This window comes from Streptomyces venetus (genome assembly GCF_039540295.1).
GTDB classification, from domain to species: Bacteria; Actinomycetota; Actinomycetes; order Streptomycetales; family Streptomycetaceae; genus Streptomyces; species Streptomyces venetus.
The window spans coordinates 290,170-311,033 of the sequence record NZ_BAABET010000002.1 but is presented as its reverse complement, the minus strand read 5'-3'; the positions used below and the strand labels follow the sequence as shown (position 1 = coordinate 311,033).

Genomic DNA, 20,864 nt, shown 5'->3' with positions numbered 1-20,864 from the left:
CCGAGCGGCGGGGGCTTCGCGCACCACGGGTGCCCGGAGCCCCCGTCGCCGTCATGAGCAGACCTTGCCGTCCTTCGGGACCGAGCCGTCCAGCAGGTAGGCGTCCACCGTGGAGTCGACACAGTCGCTGCCACTGCCGTACGCGCCGTGCCCCTCGCCCCGCCAGGTGAGCATCACACCGACGCCCTTGCCCAGCTCGTCGGCCATCCTCCGCGCACCCTCGTACGGGGTGGCCGGGTCGCCCGTGTTGCCGACGACCAGGACCGGTGCCGCACCCGGGGCGCTCACCTGCGGGTTGTCGTGCTGCCCGGGCACCGGCCAGCCGTGGCACCAGCCGGCCGTGTCCCAGCCGAGGTACCTGCCGAAGACCGGGGAGATCTTCTCGAACTCCGGCAGCAGCTTCTTCGTCTCCGCCGCGGTCGGCCGCTGCCTGTCGTCCAGGCACGATATGACCCGCTGGGCGTGGGTCGTCGTGCCGTACTGCCCCGACGCGTCGCGTTCGTTGTAGCGGTCGGCGAGGGCCAGCAGCTCCGAGCCGTCCCCCCGCTCCGCCGTGTCGAGGGCACTGGTCAGTGTCGGCCAGCTGTCCTTGCTGTACAGCGGCAGGATGATGCCGGTGACCGCGAGGGACTGCGTCAGCTTCCGCCCGGGTGTGGCGGTCGGCAGGGGCCGGGTGTCGATCCGCCGCAGCAGGTCCGTGATCCTCCGCGTGCCCTCCGCCGGGTCCTGGCCCGTGGACTTCAAGTAGCCGTTCAGGGCGCGCTGGAAGCCCCTGGCCTGGTTACGGGCATGGCCCACGGTGTCGGCCCCCGGGTCGACGACCGCGTCCAGCGTCATCCGGCCCACCTTCTTCGGGAACAGGTGGGCATACGTGCCGCCGAGTTCCGTGCCGTAGGAGATGCCGAAGTAGTGCATCCTGTCGTCGCCGAGGGCCTTTCGGATGCGGTCCATGTCGCGGGCCGAGTCGGCGGTCGAGACGTGCGCCATCAGCTTCCCGGCGTCCTTCTGGCAGCCCTTGCCGAAGGCGGTGGCGTCCTCGAAGTACGCCTTCTCCTCGGCGGGTGTGTCCGGGGTGGTGTCCACCGACTCGGCCGCCTGGATCTCCTTGTCGTCGCGGCAGCGCACCCCCTCGCTCGCGCCCACCCCACGCGGGTCCCAGCTCACCAGGTCGTACCGCTCGCGGAGCTTGGAGACGGTCGGGGCGTACGACGGCATCATGGACACGCCCGAGGCGCCGGGGCCGCCGAAGTTGAACAGGAGTGAGCCGGCCCGGTGGTCGCCGCGGGCCTTGGCGCGGATCAGCCCCAGCCCTATCGTCTCGCCGTTCGGTTCGGACCAGTCCAGCGGCACCTTCAGCGTCGCGCACTGCCAGTCGCTGCCCGGCGCCGGGGCGTCGGAGGTGGCCTCGCAGCGGCCCCAGGAGAGTCCACCGCTCTTGTCGTCGGAGGAATCACCGCCGCACCCCGCGGCCAGCAGTGCCGAGGCGACCGCCAGAGCGGTCCACCGTGGAAAACGCGACATGGGCCCATCCCCCCTCGCAGGCCGTCCGCACCGTGCCGCGGATGGCGGTCAGGCCATGGTAGGCAGACGCAAGCCTCGGCCGTTGCGGGCTGTGGATAACTCTCTGACCTGCGCGTTTGTCGGGACAGTGGCTTCGCTCAGGTGCAGACCGTCCCCGCCGGCGGCACCTTTCCGTCCAGCAGATAGCCGTTCACCGCGCCTTGTACGCACGTGTTCTTGCTGTCGTAGGCGCCGTGCCCCTGCCCCCGGTACGTGAGCTCGACACCGACACCCTTGCCGAGCGCGTCCGCCATCTTCCGCGCGCCCTCGTACGGGGTGGCCGGGTCGCCGGTGTTGCCGACGACCAGGATCGGCGCCGACCCCGGCGCGCTCACGTCCGGATGGTCGGCGGCACCCGGCACGGCCCAGTCGGTGCAGCCGATCATGCCCCACGCCAAGGAGTCGCCGAACAGGGGGGACGCGGCCCGGAATTCGGGCAGCTTCCGCTGTACGTAGGCGGTGTCGTAGCGCGGTTTGGCGTCCGCGCAGCTGACGGCGGTGAAGGCGGCGACCGAGTTGTCGTACTCGCCGTTCTTGCTGCGCCCGTTCATCGAGTCGGACAGCAGCATCAGGATGCTGCCGTCACCGTCGTACGCCTGCTTCAGGCCCTCGGTGAGGGTCTCCCACAGGTCCTGCGAGTACAGCGCTTGCAGGATGCCGCTCGTCGCCGCGCTCTGGGTCAGTTCGCGGGGGAAGACGCCCGGGATCGGCTTGCTGTCGAGGTTGTTCAACAGTGCGGCGATACGGTTCTTCACGTCCTGCGCGCTGTCGCCGATGGGGCACTTCTCGGTCTTCGACACGCAGTCCTCGGCGAAGTTGTCGAGCGCGAGCTGGAAACCCTCGGCCTGCCCGAGCGAGCTCTGTTCGGGGTTCTGGGTGGGGTCCACGACGGCGTCGAACACGGCGCGGCCGACCCGCTTGGGGAACAAGTGGGCGTAGACGCCGCCGAGTTCGGTGCCGTAGGAGAAGCCGAAATAGTGCAGCCTGTTGTCGCCGAGGACCTGACGCATCAGATCCATGTCGCGGGCAGCGTCGGTTGTACGCACGTGCGGCAGCTTCTTCTCGGAGTTCTGCTCGCACGCCTGGTTGAAGTCCTCGGTGTTGTCGACGAACTCGGTGCGTTCGGAGGCGTCGTCCGGTGTGGCGTCCTGCTGGAAGTACGCGTCGAGCTGCTGGTCGTTCTCGCAGAACACAGGGGCGCTGCGGCCGACGCCCCGCGGGTCGAAGCTGACCAGGTCGTAGCGGGTGCGCAGGGTCTCGAAGTCCTCCCCGAAGCTGGGGAGGCCGGCGACGCCCGAGGAGCCGGGGCCGCCGAAGTTGAAGATCAGCGAGCCGATGCGCTCGCTCTCGCTGCCGCTGGTCCTGGCCCGGATCAGCTCGAGGTCGATCGTGTCGCCCTTGGGGTCGTTCCAGTCGAGGGGCGCCTTCATGGTGGCGCACTGCCACTCGCCGCCCTTCGGCAGGGGCGAGGGGGCGGGGCCTCCCCCCTGGGCCTCGTCCGGGGCCGGGCAGGCCTTCCAGCTCAGCTGCTGCTGTGTGAGGTCCTCGTTCTTGGCGCCGTCGTCACCGCAGCCCCCCAGCACGGCGGACAGCAGCACGGCTGTGGCGGTCAGAGCGGCGGCGCGCAGCCGGAGGAGGCGTGGCATGGTTCCATCCTGCGGCGGTACGGAGCCGGACGCGCGGGACGCGTGCCGTACGAGGTAAGAGGGGCTGATGTTGCCAAAAGGCCTGTTGATGCCTCTGGTCGCCGGCCGAGGGGCCGGCTCCGTCAGAGGGCCTGCTTGCGGGTCAGATGGTTGAAGGCCAGCCAGCCCGGCAGCACCGGGATCCACAGGGTCAGCAGCCGGAACAGCAGGACGGCCGGCGCCGCGACCTCCTTCGGAAGCCCGACGGCGATCAGACCGACCGTCAGCGTCGCCTCGACTGCGCCCACGCCACCCGGTGTCGGGGCCGCGGATCCCAGCGCGTTGCCCGCGAGGAAGACGACGGCGACGCTGGCGATGCTGATCGAGGTGGACTCGTCGCCGAACGCGCGGATCGACGCGTCCAGGCACATCACGAAGCAGGCGGTCAGCAGCAGCATGCCGCCGATGCCGGTGACCAGCTTCTGCGGCCGCTGGAGCACGTCCAGCATGCGCGGCACGACCCCCGCGAACAGCGACCTCACGCGCGTGACGACGAACTTCCGCAGGAACGGCACCGAGGTCACCACGAGTACGAGCACCGCCACCGTCAGCAGACCGGCGATGACCGTCCGGGACGGCGACAGCGACGGCGTCTTCTCGGTTCCGGTCAGATAGCCGAAGGACAGCAGCATCAGGATGTGGCAGCCGAGCCCGAACAGCTGTGACGCGCCGACACTCGCCACCGCGAGCCCCGGCCGCACTCCCGCGCGCTGGAGGAAGCGCGTGTTGAGGGCGACACCGCCCACCGCGGCCGGCGCGACGATCTTGACGAACGATCCGGCGACCTGCGCCGCCACGGTCCGCAGGAACGGCACCCGCTCGGGCACGAAGCCCAGCAGCGCCATCGCCGCCGCCACATAGCTGCCCATGGAGAACAGCACGGCCGCGGCGACCCAGCCCCAGTCGGCGTTCGAGATGAGCGGTCCGAACTCGATGTGCGTGAGCTGCGTCAGCAGGAAGTACGCGCCGATCGCACCGGCGATGAAACTGATCAGGGTGCGCGGCCTGACCCGCTCGAGCCGGGCTGGTTCGACCGGTGCCTGCGGCCTGATCCGCAGCACCTGGTGCCGGATCTGCGTGAGCAGATCCTCCTCGCGCGCCTCCTCCAGGGCCTCGTCGATGGCCCGCTTCTCGGCCCGCTGCTCCGCCCGTACGGCCTTCTTGTCGGGCTTCTTGTCGGCCTTGTCCGCGAGCTGTGCGGTGTCGTCCTCCGAGGCCTCCTCCAGGCGGGCCTGCTTGGCCTGCCGGGACGCCTCCAGGACCGCCTCGCGCTCGCGCTGCGCCCGCTCCCGGGCCAGTCTGCGCAGCGTCGCGCGCGTGGAGCGGCTGAGCGCGATGGGCTGGAGCATCGGCAGACAGTCCGCCACCGCGTCGGGCCCGAGCACCTCCACGGCCGAGGCGACAGCCCGCTCGGCACCCACCCGCAGGCCCAGGGTCACCAGCAGCTGGGAGATGTCCATGCGCAGCAGCAGGTCGCCGGCCGCGATCTCGCCGACGCGCAGGTCGGTGAGGATCACCGTGCCGGAACGATCCACCAGGATCGCGTCTCCCACCAGCCTGCGGTGCGCGATACGCCGGGACTGGAGGGCCTCCACCTGGTGCCAGGTGTCGCGCAGCAGGTCGTCGGTGATCTCCTCGTCCGGCAGCGAGTCGAGGGTGCGCCCGCCGCTGTGCTCGTAGACGAGCATCACCGCGTCGGGGCCGAGTTCCGAGGTGGCGATCAGCTTGGGCGCGTTGGCGCCGGCCGCGATGGCCGCGTACGCCAGCAGTGCCTCCTGCTCCAGGGCCTGCCGCAGCGACTGGAGGCTGCTGCGGGTGGCGAAGCCGCGCAGGGTCAGATTGCGCCAGGCACGGTAGAAGAAGCCCTGGGCCTGCTGCTCCCGGTCGACGACCGTCACGTCCAGCGGCGGGCCGTCCTCCAGCGTGACGAAGTAGCGGCGGCCCCGGTCGCCGGTGTCCGGGTTGTCCGAGGTGTCCTCGCGGGACGCGCTGACCGGACGGAAGCCGACGGTCCGCAGGCCCGCCATCAGGGTCTGCCCCGTGGGCCGGACGTTGGGCGAGCCGACCGCGTACAGCGTGCCGTAGGCCACGGTCCAGCCGATCAGCACGGTCAGGATGATCGAGAACGGTGTCGTGTACCCGGTGACGAGCATCGAGAAGGCGTCGAGGAGCAGCACGACCCACAGCACGGCGCGCCATCGGGGTCTGCGGGACATGCCGACGGCCGTCATGTACGCGATGACCGGCGCCAGATAGCCGTGCACGGGGTCGGTCAGCGCGTGGATGTCGCCGGGGGAGGGCTGGGTGAGCGCCTCCTGGATCGAGTCGGGGGCGGCCCGGGCCACCCACAGATCGGTGGCGAGGGTCACGCCGTGTGCGAGGACCGCCGCGAGCACGCCGTCGGCGATCCGCAGCCCGTCCCGTTTGATCAGCCGCTCGATCGCGAAGGCCACCGGCACCAGCAGGATCGCGATGCTGGAGGCCAGTCCCGCGATCTTGATGAGCAGGTCGGGTGCCTGCCCGGTGCCCTTGTTGATGTCCTGTTCGAGGCCCGAGGTGGTGCCGTGCGCGAACGCGGCGATCCCGATCAGCACCGCGACGGCGAGCACGCCCACCAGCAGCCGCATCAGATCGGACGGGCGGTGCACGCGCGCGGGGAGCAGCGGTTCGTCGCCCTCCACCTCGTCGATGTGCGCGATGTCCGGTTCTCCGGAGACCGGCCGGGCCTGCTTCCCGCCCGCCTTCGGGCCGTCGTCCGGCGTGTCCGGGCGCGACGCAGCGTCAGAGGTGCCCTCCGTGTCGTCCGGGTGCGCACCCTGCTGCTTCATGGTCTCTTCTTGGTCTCGTATCACCGGTCACCGCCCGCACGATGGTGGCATGCCGCACCGACACACGGGGGCATCAGGGTGCACATGCGGGGGCGGACAGTCTGCCCGACGTACCGCCGCCGGGCGAGGCGAACGCTCCGGATCGCACGCGGCCCGTTGTCGGTGGGGTGGGGCAGGATGGGACGGATGAGTGAGCAGAGCCCTGGGGGCCGGTACGAGGACGAGCGCGCGCAGGCGCTGCCCGCGTACGCCGAGCGGGTCCTGGATGTGGCCGAACTGATCCCGCCGGGTCGCGTCATGACATACGGGGACGTCGCCGAGTGGCTGGAGGAGGGCGGTCCACGGCAGGTCGGCCGCGTCATGGCCCTCTACGGGGGAGCCGTTCCGTGGTGGCGCGTCGTCCGCGCGGACGGCGTCCTGCTCCCGGGGCACGAACAGCGGGCGCTCGGCCACTACCGCGAGGAGGGCACGCCCCTGAAGCAGGCGAGCCGGGCCGCCGAGGGCCATCTGCCCCGCCTCGACATGAGACGGGCGCGTTGGGACGGCGGTGAACGCGCGGAGGGTCACACCTGACAGCTTCCGGCATCGGGCGCCCCCTCGTGTGACCCGTGATCCGGACGGGGGAATCGGGGCACGGGGGCGGCATGACGTACGTTCGTGAGACGAGGGGCGTGAGTGCCGTGAGTGCCGCGAGTGACCGGCGGGAAGAAGGGGAAGCCCTGCTTCCGCCTCACCCGTCGGCGTAGCGTCGGCCGCACACGTCCCCGTCACCCCGCGGTCACCGCCCGCAACGCGCGGTGGCCCGCCAACCAGCACTTCCACCAGGACCGGCGAACCACGTGAGCTCCTCTTCCTCCACCAGCGGCCTGTCGCACCCCCGGGTGCGGCGGGGGAGCCGTGGCGCTTACCGACTGGTACGTACCCCTCCTGCCCGAGTGGATCCCCCTCTTCTGGACGCCTCGCAGCGCTCCGTGGTTGACCACACCACCGGACCGCTGCTCGTCCTCGCAGGTCCCGGCACCGGAAAGACCACCACGCTCGTCGAGTCCGTGACCGAGCGCATCGCCCGCGGCGGGGACCCCGAGCGCGTCCTGGTCCTCACCTTCAGCCGCAGGGCGGCCGTCGAACTGCGCGACCGCATGGCCCTGCGCACCGGTGCCGCCCGCGCTCCTCAGGCGACCACCTTCCACTCGTTCTGCTACGCCCTGGTCCGCGCGCACCAGGACAGCGACCTGTTCGTGGAACCGATGCGGCTGCTGTCCGGCCCCGAGCAGGACGTCTCGGTGAGGGAGCTGCTCGCCGGGCAGGTCGATCTGGAGCGGCTCGGGCTCGCCAACGTGCGCTGGCCGGACGAGCTGCGCGCCTGCCTGACCACGCGCGGGTTCGCCGACGAGGTCCGCGCGGTCCTCGCCCGCACCCGTGAACTCGGCCTCGGCCCCGACGCCCTGGACGACTTCGCCCGCCGCACGGGACGCCCCGACTGGCGCGCCGCCGCAGCCTTCCTCGCCGAGTACCTCGACGTGCTCGACCTCCAGGGCGTGCTCGACTACGCGGAACTCGTCCACCGCGCGGTGCTCCTCGCCCGCCGGCCCGAGACCGCCGCATGGCTCGCCGCCCGGTACGACGCCGTCTACGTCGACGAGTACCAGGACACCGATCCCGCCCAGGTGCGGCTGCTGCACGCCCTGGCCGACGGGGGCCGCACGCTCGTCGCCTTCGGTGACCCCGACCAGTCGATCTACACGTTCCGCGGGGCGGACGTGAACGGCATCCTCGACTTCCCGCACGCCTTCCCGCGCGCGGACGGCCGCCCGGCCCCCGTCAAGGTGCTGCGCACGTCCCGCCGCTCCGGCGCCGCCCTGCTGGCCGCCACCCGCCTGCTGACCCAGCGCATGCCGCTGACCCGGCTGCCCGCCGAGAAGGTGCGCGCCCACCGCGAACTCGCGCCCGTCCGGGACGGCGGCCGGGTCGAGGCGTACACGTACCCGACGTCCGGCACGGAACTGGACAACATCGCCGACATCCTCCGCAGGGCCCACCTGGAGGACGGCGTCCCCTGGAGCGAGATGGCCGTCCTGGTACGCGCCGGTTCCCGCACGATCCCGACGGTGCGCCGCGCCCTCACGGCGGCCGGCGTACCCGTGGAGGTGGACGGCGACGACGTACCGCTGCGCCACGAACCGGCGGTGGCACCGTTGCTGACGGCGCTGCGCGCGGTGGCGGCGGCGGAGGCCTCGGGGGCCGGCGGCACGGAGGCGTCCGGCGAGCCCGGGGCGACCTCCTGGCTCGGCACCGAGACCGCCCTCACCCTCCTCACCTCACCCCTCGCCGGCATGGACGCCGCCGACCTGCGTCGCCTCGGCAGGGCCCTGCGGGACGAGGAGCGGGCCGCCGGCGACCCGCTGCCGCCGCCCTCCGACGTACTGCTCGCACGGGCACTCGCCGAGCCCGAGCGCCTCGCCGTCCACGACCCCACGTACGCGCGCGGCGCCCAGCGCCTCGGCGCGCTGCTGCGCAAGGCCCGTGAGCGCCTGGCGGGCGGCGGCACGGCCGAAGAGGCGCTGTGGGACCTGTGGGAGGGCACACCGTGGCCCGCCCGGCTGGAGCGGGCCGTCCGCCGGGGCGGCGCGGCCGGACGCAACGCGGACCGCGACCTGGACGCCGTCTGCGCGCTGTTCGCGACGGCGGCCCGTGCCGAAGAGCGCACCGGCGGCCGGGGCACCCTCAACTTCCTGGAGGAGATCGAGGCCGAGGACATCGCCGCCGACACCCTCACCCGGCGTGCCGTACGCCCCGGCGCCGTCCGCCTGATGACCGCACACCGCTCCAAGGGCCTGGAATGGCGCCTGGTCGTCGTCGCGGGCGTCCAGGAGGGCCTCTGGCCGGACCTGCGGCGCCGCGGCTCCCTCCTGGAGGCCGACCGCATCGGCCGCGACGGACTCGCCGAACCCCTCACCCCCGGCGCGCTGCTCGCCGAGGAGCGCCGCCTGTTCTACGTGGCCGCCACGCGCGCGCGTGAACGTCTCGTCGTCACCGCGGTCAAGGCCCCCGCGGACGACGGCGACCAGCCCTCCCGCTTCCTGACCGAACTCGGCGTCGAACCCAGGGACGTCACGGGACGCCCCCGCCGCCCGCTGTCCGTCGCGGCGCTCGTCGCCGAACTGCGTGCCACCACGGTCGACCCGCGTGTCTCCGACGCCCTCCGGGAGGCCGCCGCCCGTCGCCTCGCCCGGCTCGCCGCCCTCGCCGACGAGGACGGCCGCCCCCTGGTGCCGTCCGCGCACCCCTACCGTTGGTGGGGCATGTTCGAGCCCACCGAGTCCAAGGTGCCGCTGCGCAACCGCGACCAGCCCGTCGTGCTCTCCGGCAGCGCCCTCGACCAGCTCGCCAACACCTGTGCCCTCCAGTGGTTCCTGGGCCGCGAGGTGAAGGCCGACGCGCCCGCGACCGCCGCCCAGGGCTTCGGCAACGTCGTGCACGTCCTCGCCGACGAGGTCGCCTCCGGGCACACCCCGGCCGACCTCTCCGTCCTCATGGAGCGCCTCGACTCGGTGTGGAACGCCCTCGCCTTCGACGCACCCTGGAAGTCGGAGCAGGAGAAGGACAACGCGCGCGTGGCGCTCGAACGGTTCCTGCAGTGGCATGTCATGGACCGCACCGGACGCACCCCGGTCGCCAGCGAGCACGACTTCGACGTCACCCTCGACGCGGGCGACTACCAGGTGCGCATCCGCGGTCAGATGGACCGCGTCGAGGCGGACGGCGACGGCCGCGCCTACGTGGTCGACTTCAAGACCGGCAAGCAGGCGCCCACCGGCAAGGAGGTGGAGCGCCACCCGCAGCTCGCCGTCTACCAGCTGGCCGTCCGCGAGGGCGCCGTCGACGACGCCTTCGACGGGGTGCGCCCCGAGCCGGGCGGCGCCGAACTCGTCCACCTCCGGCAGGGCGCGGCGAAGCGCGACGGCGGCGAGACCCTCCCCAAGGTGCAGGCCCAGGAGCCGCTTTCGGGGGAGTGGGTCGGCGACCTGCTGGCCACCGCCGCCGGCAAGGTTCTCGACGAGCGGTTCACGCCGACCGCCGGGCAGCACTGCACGCACTGCGCCTTCCGGGCCTCGTGCAGCGCGCGGCAGGAGGGCCGCCACGTCGTGGAGTGAGGTATCGCACCACCTGTGCTGACCTGCGCTTCTTCCGCCCCGGAAGCCGATCCGGTCACCACTGTCAGTGGCCGCGACTAGCCTCTTCGACGTGCCAGCCCGTATCACCGACCCCGAACAGCTCAAGGAACTCCTCGGTATCCCGTTCACCCCGGAGCAGACGGCCTGCATCACCGCGCCGCCCGCCCCGCAGGTGATCGTCGCCGGTGCCGGTTCGGGCAAGACGACGGTGATGGCGGCACGCGTGGTGTGGCTGGTCGGCACCGGCCAGGTCGCCCCCGAGCAGGTCCTCGGCCTCACCTTCACCAACAAGGCCGCCGCCGAACTCGCCGAGCGCGTCCGCAAGGCGCTGGTGAAGGCCGGCGTGACCGACCCGGACGCCATCGACCCGGACAACCCGCCGGGCGAGCCGGTGATCTCCACGTACCACGCCTTCGCGGGCCGCCTGCTCACCGACCACGGCCTGCGCATCGGTCTCGAGCCCACCTCCCGGCTGCTCGCCGACGCGACCCGCTTCCAGCTCGCCGCGCGCGTCCTGCGGGAGGCTCCCGGGCCCTACCCGGCCCTCACCCGCTCCTTCCCGGACCTCGTCGGCGATCTCCTCGCCCTCGACGCCGAACTCGCCGAACACCTCGTACGCCCGGAGGCGCTGCGCGCGTACGACGCCGAACTGCTGCTGACCCTGCGCGGCGCCAAGCTCACCAACGCCGACCTGCGCAAGGTCCCCGACGCGGCCGCCGCCCGCCGCGCGCTCGCCGAGCTGGTGACCCGCTACCGTGCCGCCAAGCGCGAACGGGATCTGCTCGACTTCGGCGACCAGATCGCCCTGTCGGCCCAGCTCGCCCGACTCCCCGAAGTGGGCCACATCCTGCGCGACGAGTTCAGGGTGGTCCTGCTCGACGAGTACCAGGACACGTCGGTCGCCCAACGCGTCCTCCTGGCAGGCCTGTTCGGCGAGGGCACCGGGCACCCGGTCACCGCCGTCGGCGACCCCTGCCAGGCGATCTACGGCTGGCGCGGCGCCTCCGTCGCCAACCTCGACGACTTCCCCGAGCACTTCGCCCACGCCGACGGCCGCCCCGCGACCCGCCAGGCGCTCAGCGAGAACCGCCGCAGCGGCGGCCGCCTCCTCGACCTCGCCAACGGCCTCGCGGAGCCCCTGCGCGCGCTGCACGCGGGCGTGGAGGCCCTCCGCCCGGCCCCCGGCGCCGAACGCGACGGCATCGTGCGCTGCGCCCTGCTGCGCACCCACGCCGAGGAGATCGACTGGGCCGCGGACTCCGTGGCCCACCTCGTGCGGACCGGGACGGCTCCCGGCGAGATCGCCGTCCTGTGCCGTACGGCGACGGACTTCGCCGAGATCCAGGGCGCCCTGGTGGCCCGGGACCTCCCGGTGGAGGTGGTCGGCCTGTCCGGGCTGCTGCACCTGCCCGAGATCGCCGACCTCGTCGCCGTCTGCGAGGTCCTTCAGGACCCCGGCGCCAACGCCTCCCTGGTGCGGCTGCTGACCGGCCCGCGCTGGCGCATCGGTCCGCGCGACCTCGCCCTGCTGGGGCGGCGGGCCCGGCGCCTCGTGGCCCGCGCGCGCGTGGCGGGCGAGGACGACCCGGACCGCCGGCTCGCCGAGGCCGTCGAAGGGGTCGACCCGGCCGAGGTGATCTCGCTCGCGGACGCCCTCGACACGTTCCTGGAGACGCCGCTGGACGGCCACGGGGACGACGACGGCCTGCCCTTCTCGCCCGACGCGCGCGTGCGCTTCGCCCGCCTCGCCACCGAGCTGCGCGAACTGCGCCGCTCCCTGGCCGACCCGCTGATGGACGTCCTGCACCGCGTCCTCGCCGTGACCGGCCTGGAGGTGGAGCTGTCGGCGTCCCCGCACGCCCTGGCCGCCCGCCGCCGCGAGACCCTGTCCAACTTCCTCGACGTCGCCGCCTCCTTCGCGGCCGGGGACAACGAGGCCACCCTGCTCGCCTTCCTCGGCTTCCTGCGCACCGCCGCCCAGTACGAGAAGGGCCTCGACAACGCCCTGCCCGGCGGCGAGAACACCGTCAAGGTGCTCACGGCCCACAAGTCCAAGGGCCTGGAGTGGGACGTCGTGGTCGTCCCCGGCCTGGTCACCGGCACCTTCCCCAGCAGCCAGGGCCGTGAGAAGTGGACCTCCCAGGGCAAGGTCCTGCCGCACGAACTGCGCGGCGACGCCGACACGCTGCCCGACGTCGCGTCCTGGGACCCCAGGGGCCTGAAGGACTTCCACGAGGCGATGAAGGACCACCAGCACACCGAGGAACTGCGCCTCGGCTACGTCACCTTCACCCGCCCCCGCTCCCTGCTCCTGGGGTCCGGCCACTGGTGGGGGCCCACCCAGAAGAAGCGCCGCGGCCCGTCGGCGTTCCTCCAGGCGCTGCACGACCACTGCGCGGCCGGGTACGGCGAGATCGAGGCCTGGGCGGACGAACCCGCCGAGGACGAGGAGAACCCGGCCCTGCACCAGGCCACCGCCGATCAGGTGTGGCCCCTGCCCCTGGACGAGGCGGCCCTGGCCCGGCGCCGCGCGGCGGCCGAGACCGTCCTGGCCCACCTGGAGGACCTCGCGTCCCAGCAGGACGGGCCTCCCTCGGCCGTGCACGACCCGGACGCCTTCGACGACCCGGAGTGGCCCCCGCCCCCCGAGGACGACGAGCCTCCGTACGACGAACCGGACCCGTTCTACGAGGGCCCCGACGACGGACCGGGCTCGCTTGCCGGACCGGGCTCGCTCGACGGACCGGGTCCGTACGACGAACCGGACCCGTTCTACGAAGACCGCCTCGCGGAAGACCCGGCCCACGGGGACGCACGGCCGGCGGCAGGCCCCACAGTTCCCCACCAGGCGGGGCCGCCGGAGCTCCCGGACCCACCCCGGCACCGCAGGCCGCCCCTCACCCCCGAGGAAACCCGCACCGTCGCCTCCTGGGACCGGGACCTCGACGCCCTCACCGGCGAGCTCCTGCGCGCCCGCGACAACGTCACCGAAGTCCACCTCCCGGTGACGCTCACGGCGTCCCAGCTGCTGCGCCTGGCCGAGGACCCGGACGGTCTCGCGCAGGAGCTGGCCCGTCCCATGCCCCGCCCGCCCCAGCCCGCCGCACGCCGCGGTACCCGCTTCCACGCCTGGGTCGAGGCCCGCTTCGAAGAGCTCACGCTGCCCATGCTGGAGCCGGAGGAGCTGCCCGGCAGCGAAGCCGAGATCGCCGACGAGCAGGACCTGGAAGCCCTCAAGGACGCCTTCGAGCGCACCGAATACGCGCACCGCACGCCCTACCGGGTGGAAGCCCCCTTCCAGCTCGCGATCGCGGGCCGCGTCGTACGGGGTCGCATCGACGCCGTCTACAAGGAAGGCGACGGGGAGGAGGCGACGTACGAGATCGTCGACTGGAAGACCAACCGCTCCCGCACCGCGGACCCGCTCCAGCTGGCCGTCTACCGCCTCGCCTGGGCCGAGCAGCAGGGCGTCCCCCCGGAGTCGGTCACGGCCGCGTTCCTGTACGTGCGCGGCGGGGAGGTCGTGCGCCCGGACGAGCTGCCGGACCGTGCCGCCCTGGAACGGCTGCTGCTCGACGAGCCGTCCGCCGTGGAGGCCGGTGAGGAACCGCACTCCGAGGACGTCGGGGCGGGCCGATAGGCTCGTGACCATGAGCCAGACCCCGGACAGCGCCGTCCGTACGTACATCGAGCAGCATCGCGCCGCCTTCCTCGACGACCTCGCCGAGTGGCTGCGCATCCCGTCGGTGTCGGCCCAGCCGGACCACGCCGCCGACGTACGACGCAGCGCCGACTGGCTCGCCGCCCAGTTGAAGAAGACCGGGTTCCCGACGGCCGAGGTCTGGCAGACCCCGGGCGCGCCCGCCGTCTTCGCCGAGTGGCCCTCCGACGACCCGCAGGCGCCGACGGTCCTGGTCTACGGCCACCACGACGTGCAGCCCGCCGCCCGGGAGGACGGCTGGGACAGCGAGCCCTTCGAGCCGGTCGTCCGAGGAAACCGTCTCCACGCGCGCGGGGCGGCCGACGACAAGGGCCAGGTCCTCTTCCACACCCTCGGCGTCCGCGCCCACCTCGCCGCCACCGGCCGCACCACCCCGGCCGTGCACCTGAAGCTGCTGATCGAGGGCGAGGAGGAGTCCGGCTCGCCGCACTTCCGGGCGCTGGTCGAGCGGCACGCCGAGCGGCTGGCCGCCGACGCCGTGATCGTCTCCGACACCGGCATGTGGTCCGAGGACACCCCCACGGTCTGCACCGGCATGCGTGGTCTCGCCGAGTGCGAGATCCGGCTGTACGGCCCCGACCAGGACATCCACTCCGGCTCCTTCGGCGGCGCGGTGCCCAACCCGGCGACGGCCGTCGCCCGCCTCGTCGCCGCCCTGCACGACGAGCACGCGCGCGTGGCGATACCCGGCTTCTACGACGGTGTGATCGAACTCAGCGACCGGGAGCGCGAACTCTTCGCCGAACTGCCCTTCGACGAGGGACAGTGGCTGCGCGCGGCCAAGTCGCACGCCACCCGGGGAGAGGCCGGGTACACCACCCTGGAGCGCGTCTGGGCCCGCCCCACCGCGGAGGTCAACGGCATCGGCGGCGGCTACCAGGGCCCCGGCAGCAAGACGATCGTGCCGTCCTCCGCCATGGTGAAGCTGTCCTTCCGGCTGGTGGCGGGCCAGGACCCCGACCACGTGGAGAAGGCCGTACGCGCCTGGGCGGAGCAGCAGGTGCCCGCCGGGATCCGCTGTGAGATCACGTTCACCGGGGCCACCCGCCCGTGTCTGACGCCGCTGGACCACCCGGCCCTGAAGTCGGTCGCCCGCGCCATGGGCCGGGCCTTCGAGAAACCGGTCCGGTTCACCCGCGAGGGCGGCTCCGGACCGGCCGCGGACCTCCAGGACGTCCTCGGCGCCCCGGTGCTCTTCCTCGGCATCTCCGTCCCGTCCGACGGCTGGCACGCGCCGAACGAGAAAGTCGAACTCGATCTGCTTCTCAAGGGCGTCGAGACCACGGCGTATCTGTGGGGTGATCTCGCCGAGCACTGGCGTCATGCGCCCTGAGCGTTCCGCGCGGTCCGGACCGGCAGCGCGTGCGGGGCACACTGAAAGGGCCATCCCGTATCTCCCGAACGCCGCCCCCGGCCGCCTCTCGCCGTACGTCCCGCTGATCAGCCCGCCGAACCCGACCGTTCCACCGGGGAGTTGGAAGCACCCGTGACCACCTGGACCGACCCCAACGCCGACCGACCCATCTCGCTCACCGCCCCGAGCGGCATCGACCGGGCCGCGCACCACCGGCTCGACGAGGCCTGGCTCGCGGCGGCGTGGAGCCACCCCAGCACGCGCTGCTTCGTGGTCTCCGGCGGCCAGGTCCTCATCGACGAGACGGCGGACGGGCGCACCGAACTCGTCATGACGCCCTCCTTCGAGGCCCCTCTCACCGAGGCGCACCGCTACTTCCTCGGCAACGACGAGGACGGCGTCAGCTACTTCGCCCTCCAGAAGGACTCCCTGCCCGGGCGCATGGACCAGTCCGCGCGCCCGGCCGGTCTGCGCGAGGCGGGCCTGCTGCTGTCGGCCCGAGACGTGGGCCTGATGGTGCACGCGGTCGGCCTGGAGAACTGGCAGCGCACGCACCGCTTCTGCTCCCGCTGCGGCGAGCGCACCGTCATCGCCGCGGCCGGCCACATCCGCCGCTGCCAGGCCTGCGGCGCGGAGCACTACCCGCGCACGGACCCCGCCGTGATCATGGCCGTCACCGACGAGGACGACCGCCTCCTGCTCGGCCGCCAGGTCCACTGGCCCGAGGGCCGTTTCTCGACGCTCGCCGGTTTCGTCGAGCCGGGCGAGGCCATCGAGCAGTCGGTGCGCCGTGAGGTCCACGAGGAGGTCGGCATCACCGTCGGCCAGGTGGAATACGTCGCCAGCCAGCCCTGGCCCTTCCCGTCCAGCCTCATGCTGGGCTTCCTGGCCCGCGCCACCTCGACCGAGATCGAGGTCGACGGCGACGAGATCCACGAGGCCCGCTGGTTCTCCCGCGACGAACTGCGGGCCGCCTTCGAGTCCGGCGAGGTGCTCCCGCCCTACGGCATCTCGATCGCGGCCCGCCTGATCGAGCTCTGGTACGGCAAGCCGCTCCCGACGAGGAGCGTCGCCTGACGGCGATCGAGCACGCACGTCGGCACCCGTCGGCACACGCCCGACGAGAAGGCGGTTCCCGAGCTGTCTCAGGAACCGCCTTCCCCGCACAACCGTGGGGCGACTACGCGCCGATCTTCTGCTTCACCTGAGCCAGCGACGGGTTGGTGAGGGTGGAGCCGTCCGGGAACAGAACGGTGGGCACCGTCTGGTTTCCGCCATTCGCCTTCTCCACGAACGCGGCGGACTCCGGGTCCTGCTCGATGTTGATCTCGGTGTACGCGATGCCCTCGCGGTCCATCTGGCTCTTCAGCCGGCGGCAGTAGCCGCACCACGTGGTGCTGTACATCGTCACAGTGCCCAGCATGTCTCTGGTGCTCCTTCAACGGCTCGGGGACGGTTGGTCGCCTCGGTGGAACGTATGTGAAAGGTCCACCATTCCCGGACCCGCGCCGCACCGCCGTGACGCCTGCCGCATCAGATCGCATGTGACGCACGTGCCGCCTGCCGCATGAGTACGACTATCGGTGCCTGCCTGTGGACAACCGGCACAGCCGTCTCCGGCGACCTGGCAGCATGGCTGTGTGACAGCAGCAACGCACTCCACCCTGTTCCCGCAGGTACCGGACTCCGCCGACGCGGTGCTCGAGGGGCTCGACCCCGAGCAGCGCGAGGTGGCCACGGCCCTGCACGGTCCGGTGTGCGTCCTGGCGGGCGCGGGCACGGGCAAGACCCGGGCGATCACCCACCGCATCGCCTACGGAGTGCGCGCCGGCATCCTCCACCCGTCCAGTGTGCTCGCCGTCACCTTCACCAACCGCGCGGCCGGAGAGATGCGCGGCCGGCTGCGCCAGCTCGGCGCCTCCGGTGTCCAGGCACGTACGTTCCACTCGGCGGCCCTGCGCCAGCTGCAGTACTTCTGGCCGAAAGCGATCGGTGGCTCCCTGCCCCGGCTGGTGGACCGCAAGATCCAGCTCGTCGCCGACGCGGCCGCCGCCTGCCGCATCCGGCTCGACCGGGGCGAGCTGCGGGACGTCACCGCCGAGATCGAGTGGTCCAAGGTCACCCAGACCGTCCCCTCCGACTACGCCCCCGCCGCCCTCAAGGCCGGCCGTGAGGCCCCTCGCGACCCCGCCGAGATCGCCCAGCTCTACGCCGCCTACGAGGACGTCAAGCGCGAGCGCTCCGTCATCGACTTCGAGGACGTGCTGCTGCTGACCGTGGCGGTCCTCCAGGACCGGCAGGACATCGCCGAGCAGGTGCGCGCGCAGTACCAGCACTTCGTGGTCGACGAGTACCAGGACGTCAGCCCCCTCCAGCAGCGACTGCTGGAACTCTGGCTGGGCGAGCGGGACAGCCTCTGCGTGGTCGGCGACGCCAGCCAGACCATCTACTCCTTCACGGGAGCCACCCCGGACCACCTGCTCGACTTCCGCACCCGCCACCCCGGCGCCACCGTCGTCAAACTGGTCCGCGACTACCGCTCCACCCCCCAGGTCGTCCATCTCGCCAACGGCCTGCTCGCCCAGGCCCGGGGCCGCGCCGCCGACCACCGTCTGGAGCTCGTCTCCCAGCGCGCTCCCGGGCCCGAGCCGCTCTACACCGAGTACACCGACGAGCCCGCCGAGGCGGAGGGCGCGGCCCGCCGCATCCGCGAACTCATCGACTCGGGCGTCCCGGCCGCCGAGATCGCCATCCTGTTCCGTACGAACGCGCAGTCCGAGACCTACGAACAGGCCCTCGCCGACGCCGGGGTGCCCTACCAGTTGCGCGGCGCCGAGCGGTTCTTCGACCGGCCCGAGGTGCGCAAGGCGGGCGTCGCCCTGCGCGGCGCCGCTCGCTTCGGTGGCAACGACTCCCTCCTCGACGATGTCGTCGACCTGCCCTCCCAGGTACGCGCCGTGCTGTCGGGGGAGGGCTGGACGCCGCAGCCACCGGCCGGCTCCGGCGCCGTGCGGGAACGCTGGGAGTCCCTGGCGGCCCTGGTGAACCTCGCCCAGGACTTCGCCGCCGCCAAACCCGGCGCCACCCTCGCCGACCTCGTCGCCGAGCTCGACGAACGGGCGGGCGCCCAGCACGCCCCGACCGTGCAGGGCGTCACCCTGGCGTCCCTGCACTCGGCCAAGGGCCTGGAGTGGGACGTCGTCTTCCTGGTCGGCGTCGCCGAGGGCATGATGCCGATCACCTATGCCAAGACCGACGAACAGATCGAGGAGGAGCGCCGCCTGCTGTACGTCGGCGTCACCCGCGCGCGGGAGCACCTCCACCTCTCCTGGGCCCTCTCCCGCTCGCCCGGCGGCCGCGCCAACCGCCGCCCCAGCCGCTTCCTCGACGGGCTGCGCCCCGGCTCGACCGCCACCACCGGCCGTACCAGCGCCGGAGGCGCGGGCGGTATCGAGCGCGGAATCCCCGGAACCAGGGGTTCCGCCCCGAGGCGGGTCCAGCGAACCCCGGCCCGCTGCCGGGTGTGCGGCCGCACCCTGACGGACGCCGGCGAGATGAAGCTGATGCGGTGCGACGACTGCCCCTCCGACATGAACGAGGGACTCTACGAGCAGTTGCGCGACTGGCGCGCCGACCAGGCACGACGCAGCGGCCAGCCCGCCTTCTGCGTCTTCACCGACAGGACCCTGATGGCGATCGCCGAGACCTCTCCCGACGACGAGCACGAGCTGGCGCGCATCCCGGGCGTCGGCATGCGCAAGCTCACCCGCTACGGAGCCGACGTGCTGGCCATCTGCGCAGGCCAGTACGGCGGAGGCGACACGGGTCAGGTCTGACACGAACTCGTCGAAAAAATAGTTTGCGCATGCCCCAGCAATCCCCATAGGTTCTTAGGCACGAGAACAGCGGCCTTCTCGGAGGCCCTGATTCCGTGGTGTACTTCATATCCGTCGGACTGGTTCACCCAGTCCCCCGAGACGCCGAGAGGAGGCGAGTCCAGTGATCAGCATCAACACCAGCTCCATCAACACCGTGAAAATGACCGATCGCTCGGCCGTCTCCACGTGCATGCTCGGCGTTTCGAACCTGGGCACCGGTCTGTCCGGCATTCGTGCCGCTCGCCCGGCGTCCTCCTCCGCTGCCCCCGCGGGCCTTCCCGTCCGCGAGCGCAATGAGCGACCGACCAAGGCACTGGAAGCAGCAGTAGCGGCACAGGCGCAGGCCTATGCCTTTACGGCGACCGGTGCCGGATTCCGGAAGCAGACGACGCAGCACCACCTGATGTGGGCCTTCCGTGGGCCAGAACCCTGGAGTGATCCAGCCTGATTCGATCAGGCCGGCGCCTTCAGGGCCGCGGAACCCCATCCGGGATCCGCGGCCCTTCTGTTTGTCCCTGAACAGGGGACGGACTGACCGAAGGAGCCTCGGGACAAGGAAAGAACCCGGTACCAGCCGCCCCCCGGCCAACAGGCCGGAACGACCAGACGAGGAAGACGAACCGTGCAACTCGAAGCGCACGCCCCGTCCGTACCGCCTTCGCAAACGATCCCCAAGCCCTGCTCCACGGAGGACTCCGCCTTGACCCCGCTCACCGCGCTCACCGCGCTCGACGACGCCATCGAGAACCTCGGCGTACCCGTCCCGTGCCGCTCCTACGACCCGGAGGTCTTCTTCGCCGAGTCGCCCGCGGACGTCGAGTACGCCAAATCTCTCTGCCGCACCTGCCCGCTGATCGAGGCCTGCCTCGCCGGCGCCAAGGAGCGGCGTGAGCCCTGGGGCGTCTGGGGTGGCGAGCTGTTCGTCCAGGGTGTCGTCGTCGCCCGGAAGCGGCCGCGTGGCCGCCCGCGCAAGAACCCGGTCACGGCATGAACACCGCAGGAACGATCGACCGCCCCCTCACGCACGACCCCCAGAAACAGGCCCCGATGAAGCCGTCCACATACGAGCCCGCCGGCTCCGCGAACCAAGACTTCACCACCAGCGGCGCGAAGGACTCGCGTCAGAACAGGACCCGAGAGATGCAACTCATCCCAGAAGCCATGGCTCGCGCGCATATGCGCGAGCGACTGCACGAGGCTGAGCGGGAACGGCCGGCCGTGCGCCTGGCGACCGCCCGCCGGATGCAGCGCAGGGCGGAGCGCGCCTCCCGGCGCGCCCGCCGGGCGCTCGCCATGGCGGTCATGCAGTAACCGACCCACCTGAAGCGGTGGCCTCCCGACCCCGGGAGGCGGAGCTCTCCCCCGCGGGGGCCGGTCCGTACCGAACGGACCGGCCCCCGCGGTGCGTTGTGCCGACCAACCGCCGGGCACGGGGTTATCGTCGGCGGGTGACGATTCCTCCCGGAGGAAGTGACGACGGCGGTCTTGCCGCGGAGCCCGCCCGTCTCGTGTGCGCACGCTGCGGAGCCTCGGCCGAAGCACCGCAGCTCACCTGGACCTGCTCCGTGGAGCACGGCACCCGTCGCCACTTCTGCGTGACCTGCTCCCGGGAGAACCTCAGGTCGATCGAGGGGCGGCTCGACCTGAACCGGTGGTGAAGCGC

The 20,864-nt window shown here is 72.3% G+C and carries 14 protein-coding genes; 10 read left to right on the top strand and 4 right to left on the bottom strand.

All coding sequences use genetic code 11. From position 1 onward, the window contains the following. Window positions 1-51 precede the first annotated feature (51 nt). The 3 genes from ABEA82_RS06285 to ABEA82_RS06275 form a co-directional block, all read right to left on the bottom strand. Window positions 52-1,521 carry an alpha/beta hydrolase gene (locus ABEA82_RS06285; protein WP_345660366.1) on the bottom strand — a complete coding sequence of 490 codons (1,470 nt, stop codon included), beginning with the start codon at window positions 1,519-1,521 and terminating at the stop codon, window positions 52-54. A gap of 137 nt (window positions 1,522-1,658) precedes the next feature. Then, complete coding sequence (locus tag ABEA82_RS06280; protein ID WP_345660365.1) at window positions 1,659-3,206, bottom strand: alpha/beta hydrolase; 1,548 nt, start codon at window positions 3,204-3,206, stop codon at window positions 1,659-1,661. A gap of 122 nt (window positions 3,207-3,328) precedes the next feature. Next, window positions 3,329-6,073 (bottom strand): lysylphosphatidylglycerol synthase domain-containing protein, encoded by a 2,745-nt coding sequence (locus tag ABEA82_RS06275; protein ID WP_345660364.1) that lies wholly within the window; start codon window positions 6,071-6,073, stop codon window positions 3,329-3,331. 186 nt (window positions 6,074-6,259) lie between these two features. On the opposite strand from ABEA82_RS06275, the gene ABEA82_RS06270 reads away from it, so the two are divergent. From ABEA82_RS06270 to nudC, 5 genes are all read left to right on the top strand, one after another. After that, window positions 6,260-6,646, top strand: coding sequence for an MGMT family protein (locus ABEA82_RS06270; protein WP_345660363.1), 387 nt, complete (start codon window positions 6,260-6,262; stop codon window positions 6,644-6,646). A 266-nt stretch (window positions 6,647-6,912) separates the two neighbouring features. Beyond that, window positions 6,913-10,227, top strand: coding sequence for an ATP-dependent helicase (locus ABEA82_RS06265; RefSeq protein WP_345660362.1), 3,315 nt, complete (start codon window positions 6,913-6,915; stop codon window positions 10,225-10,227). A 91-nt stretch (window positions 10,228-10,318) separates the two neighbouring features. Continuing rightward, window positions 10,319-13,888, top strand: a complete 3,570-nt coding sequence (locus ABEA82_RS06260) for an ATP-dependent helicase (protein ID WP_345660361.1) — start codon at window positions 10,319-10,321, stop codon at window positions 13,886-13,888. Between the two features lie 10 nt (window positions 13,889-13,898). Further along, window positions 13,899-15,302 (top strand): dipeptidase, encoded by a 1,404-nt coding sequence (locus ABEA82_RS06255; RefSeq protein WP_345660360.1) that lies wholly within the window; start codon window positions 13,899-13,901, stop codon window positions 15,300-15,302. A gap of 153 nt (window positions 15,303-15,455) precedes the next feature. Further along, the gene (gene nudC, locus ABEA82_RS06250; protein WP_345660359.1) at window positions 15,456-16,400 is read left to right on the top strand and encodes an NAD(+) diphosphatase; all 945 of its coding nucleotides are present in this window, start codon (window positions 15,456-15,458) and stop codon (window positions 16,398-16,400) included. A 103-nt stretch (window positions 16,401-16,503) separates the two neighbouring features. On the opposite strand, the gene ABEA82_RS06245 is transcribed toward nudC, so the two are convergent. After that, a complete protein-coding gene (locus tag ABEA82_RS06245; RefSeq protein ID WP_003992805.1) occupies window positions 16,504-16,746 on the bottom strand; it encodes a mycoredoxin in 243 nt (80 codons plus the stop codon). Between the two features lie 160 nt (window positions 16,747-16,906). Between ABEA82_RS06245 and ABEA82_RS06240 the strand changes: the two genes are divergently transcribed. The 5 genes from ABEA82_RS06240 to ABEA82_RS06220 all read left to right on the top strand — a co-directional run bounded on the left by ABEA82_RS06240 (window position 16,907) and on the right by ABEA82_RS06220 (window position 20,859). Next, window positions 16,907-19,159, top strand: coding sequence for an ATP-dependent DNA helicase UvrD2 (locus ABEA82_RS06240; RefSeq protein ID WP_425588488.1), 2,253 nt, complete (start codon window positions 16,907-16,909; stop codon window positions 19,157-19,159). A gap of 163 nt (window positions 19,160-19,322) precedes the next feature. Then, window positions 19,323-19,649 carry a hypothetical protein gene (locus ABEA82_RS06235; RefSeq protein WP_345660357.1) on the top strand — a complete coding sequence of 109 codons (327 nt, stop codon included), beginning with the start codon at window positions 19,323-19,325 and terminating at the stop codon, window positions 19,647-19,649. Between the two features lie 174 nt (window positions 19,650-19,823). Further along, window positions 19,824-20,192: a WhiB family transcriptional regulator gene (locus ABEA82_RS06230; protein ID WP_345660356.1), complete on the top strand. Its 369-nt coding sequence runs from the start codon at window positions 19,824-19,826 to the stop codon at window positions 20,190-20,192. Continuing rightward, window positions 20,189-20,512 (top strand): hypothetical protein, encoded by a 324-nt coding sequence (locus ABEA82_RS06225; RefSeq protein WP_345660355.1) that lies wholly within the window; start codon window positions 20,189-20,191, stop codon window positions 20,510-20,512. The genes ABEA82_RS06230 and ABEA82_RS06225 overlap by 4 nt, the downstream gene beginning before the upstream one ends. Window positions 20,513-20,649: 137 nt before the next feature. Beyond that, the gene (locus ABEA82_RS06220) at window positions 20,650-20,859 is read left to right on the top strand and encodes a hypothetical protein (RefSeq protein ID WP_345660354.1); all 210 of its coding nucleotides are present in this window, start codon (window positions 20,650-20,652) and stop codon (window positions 20,857-20,859) included. The last annotated feature ends 5 nt before the right edge of the window (window positions 20,860-20,864 follow it).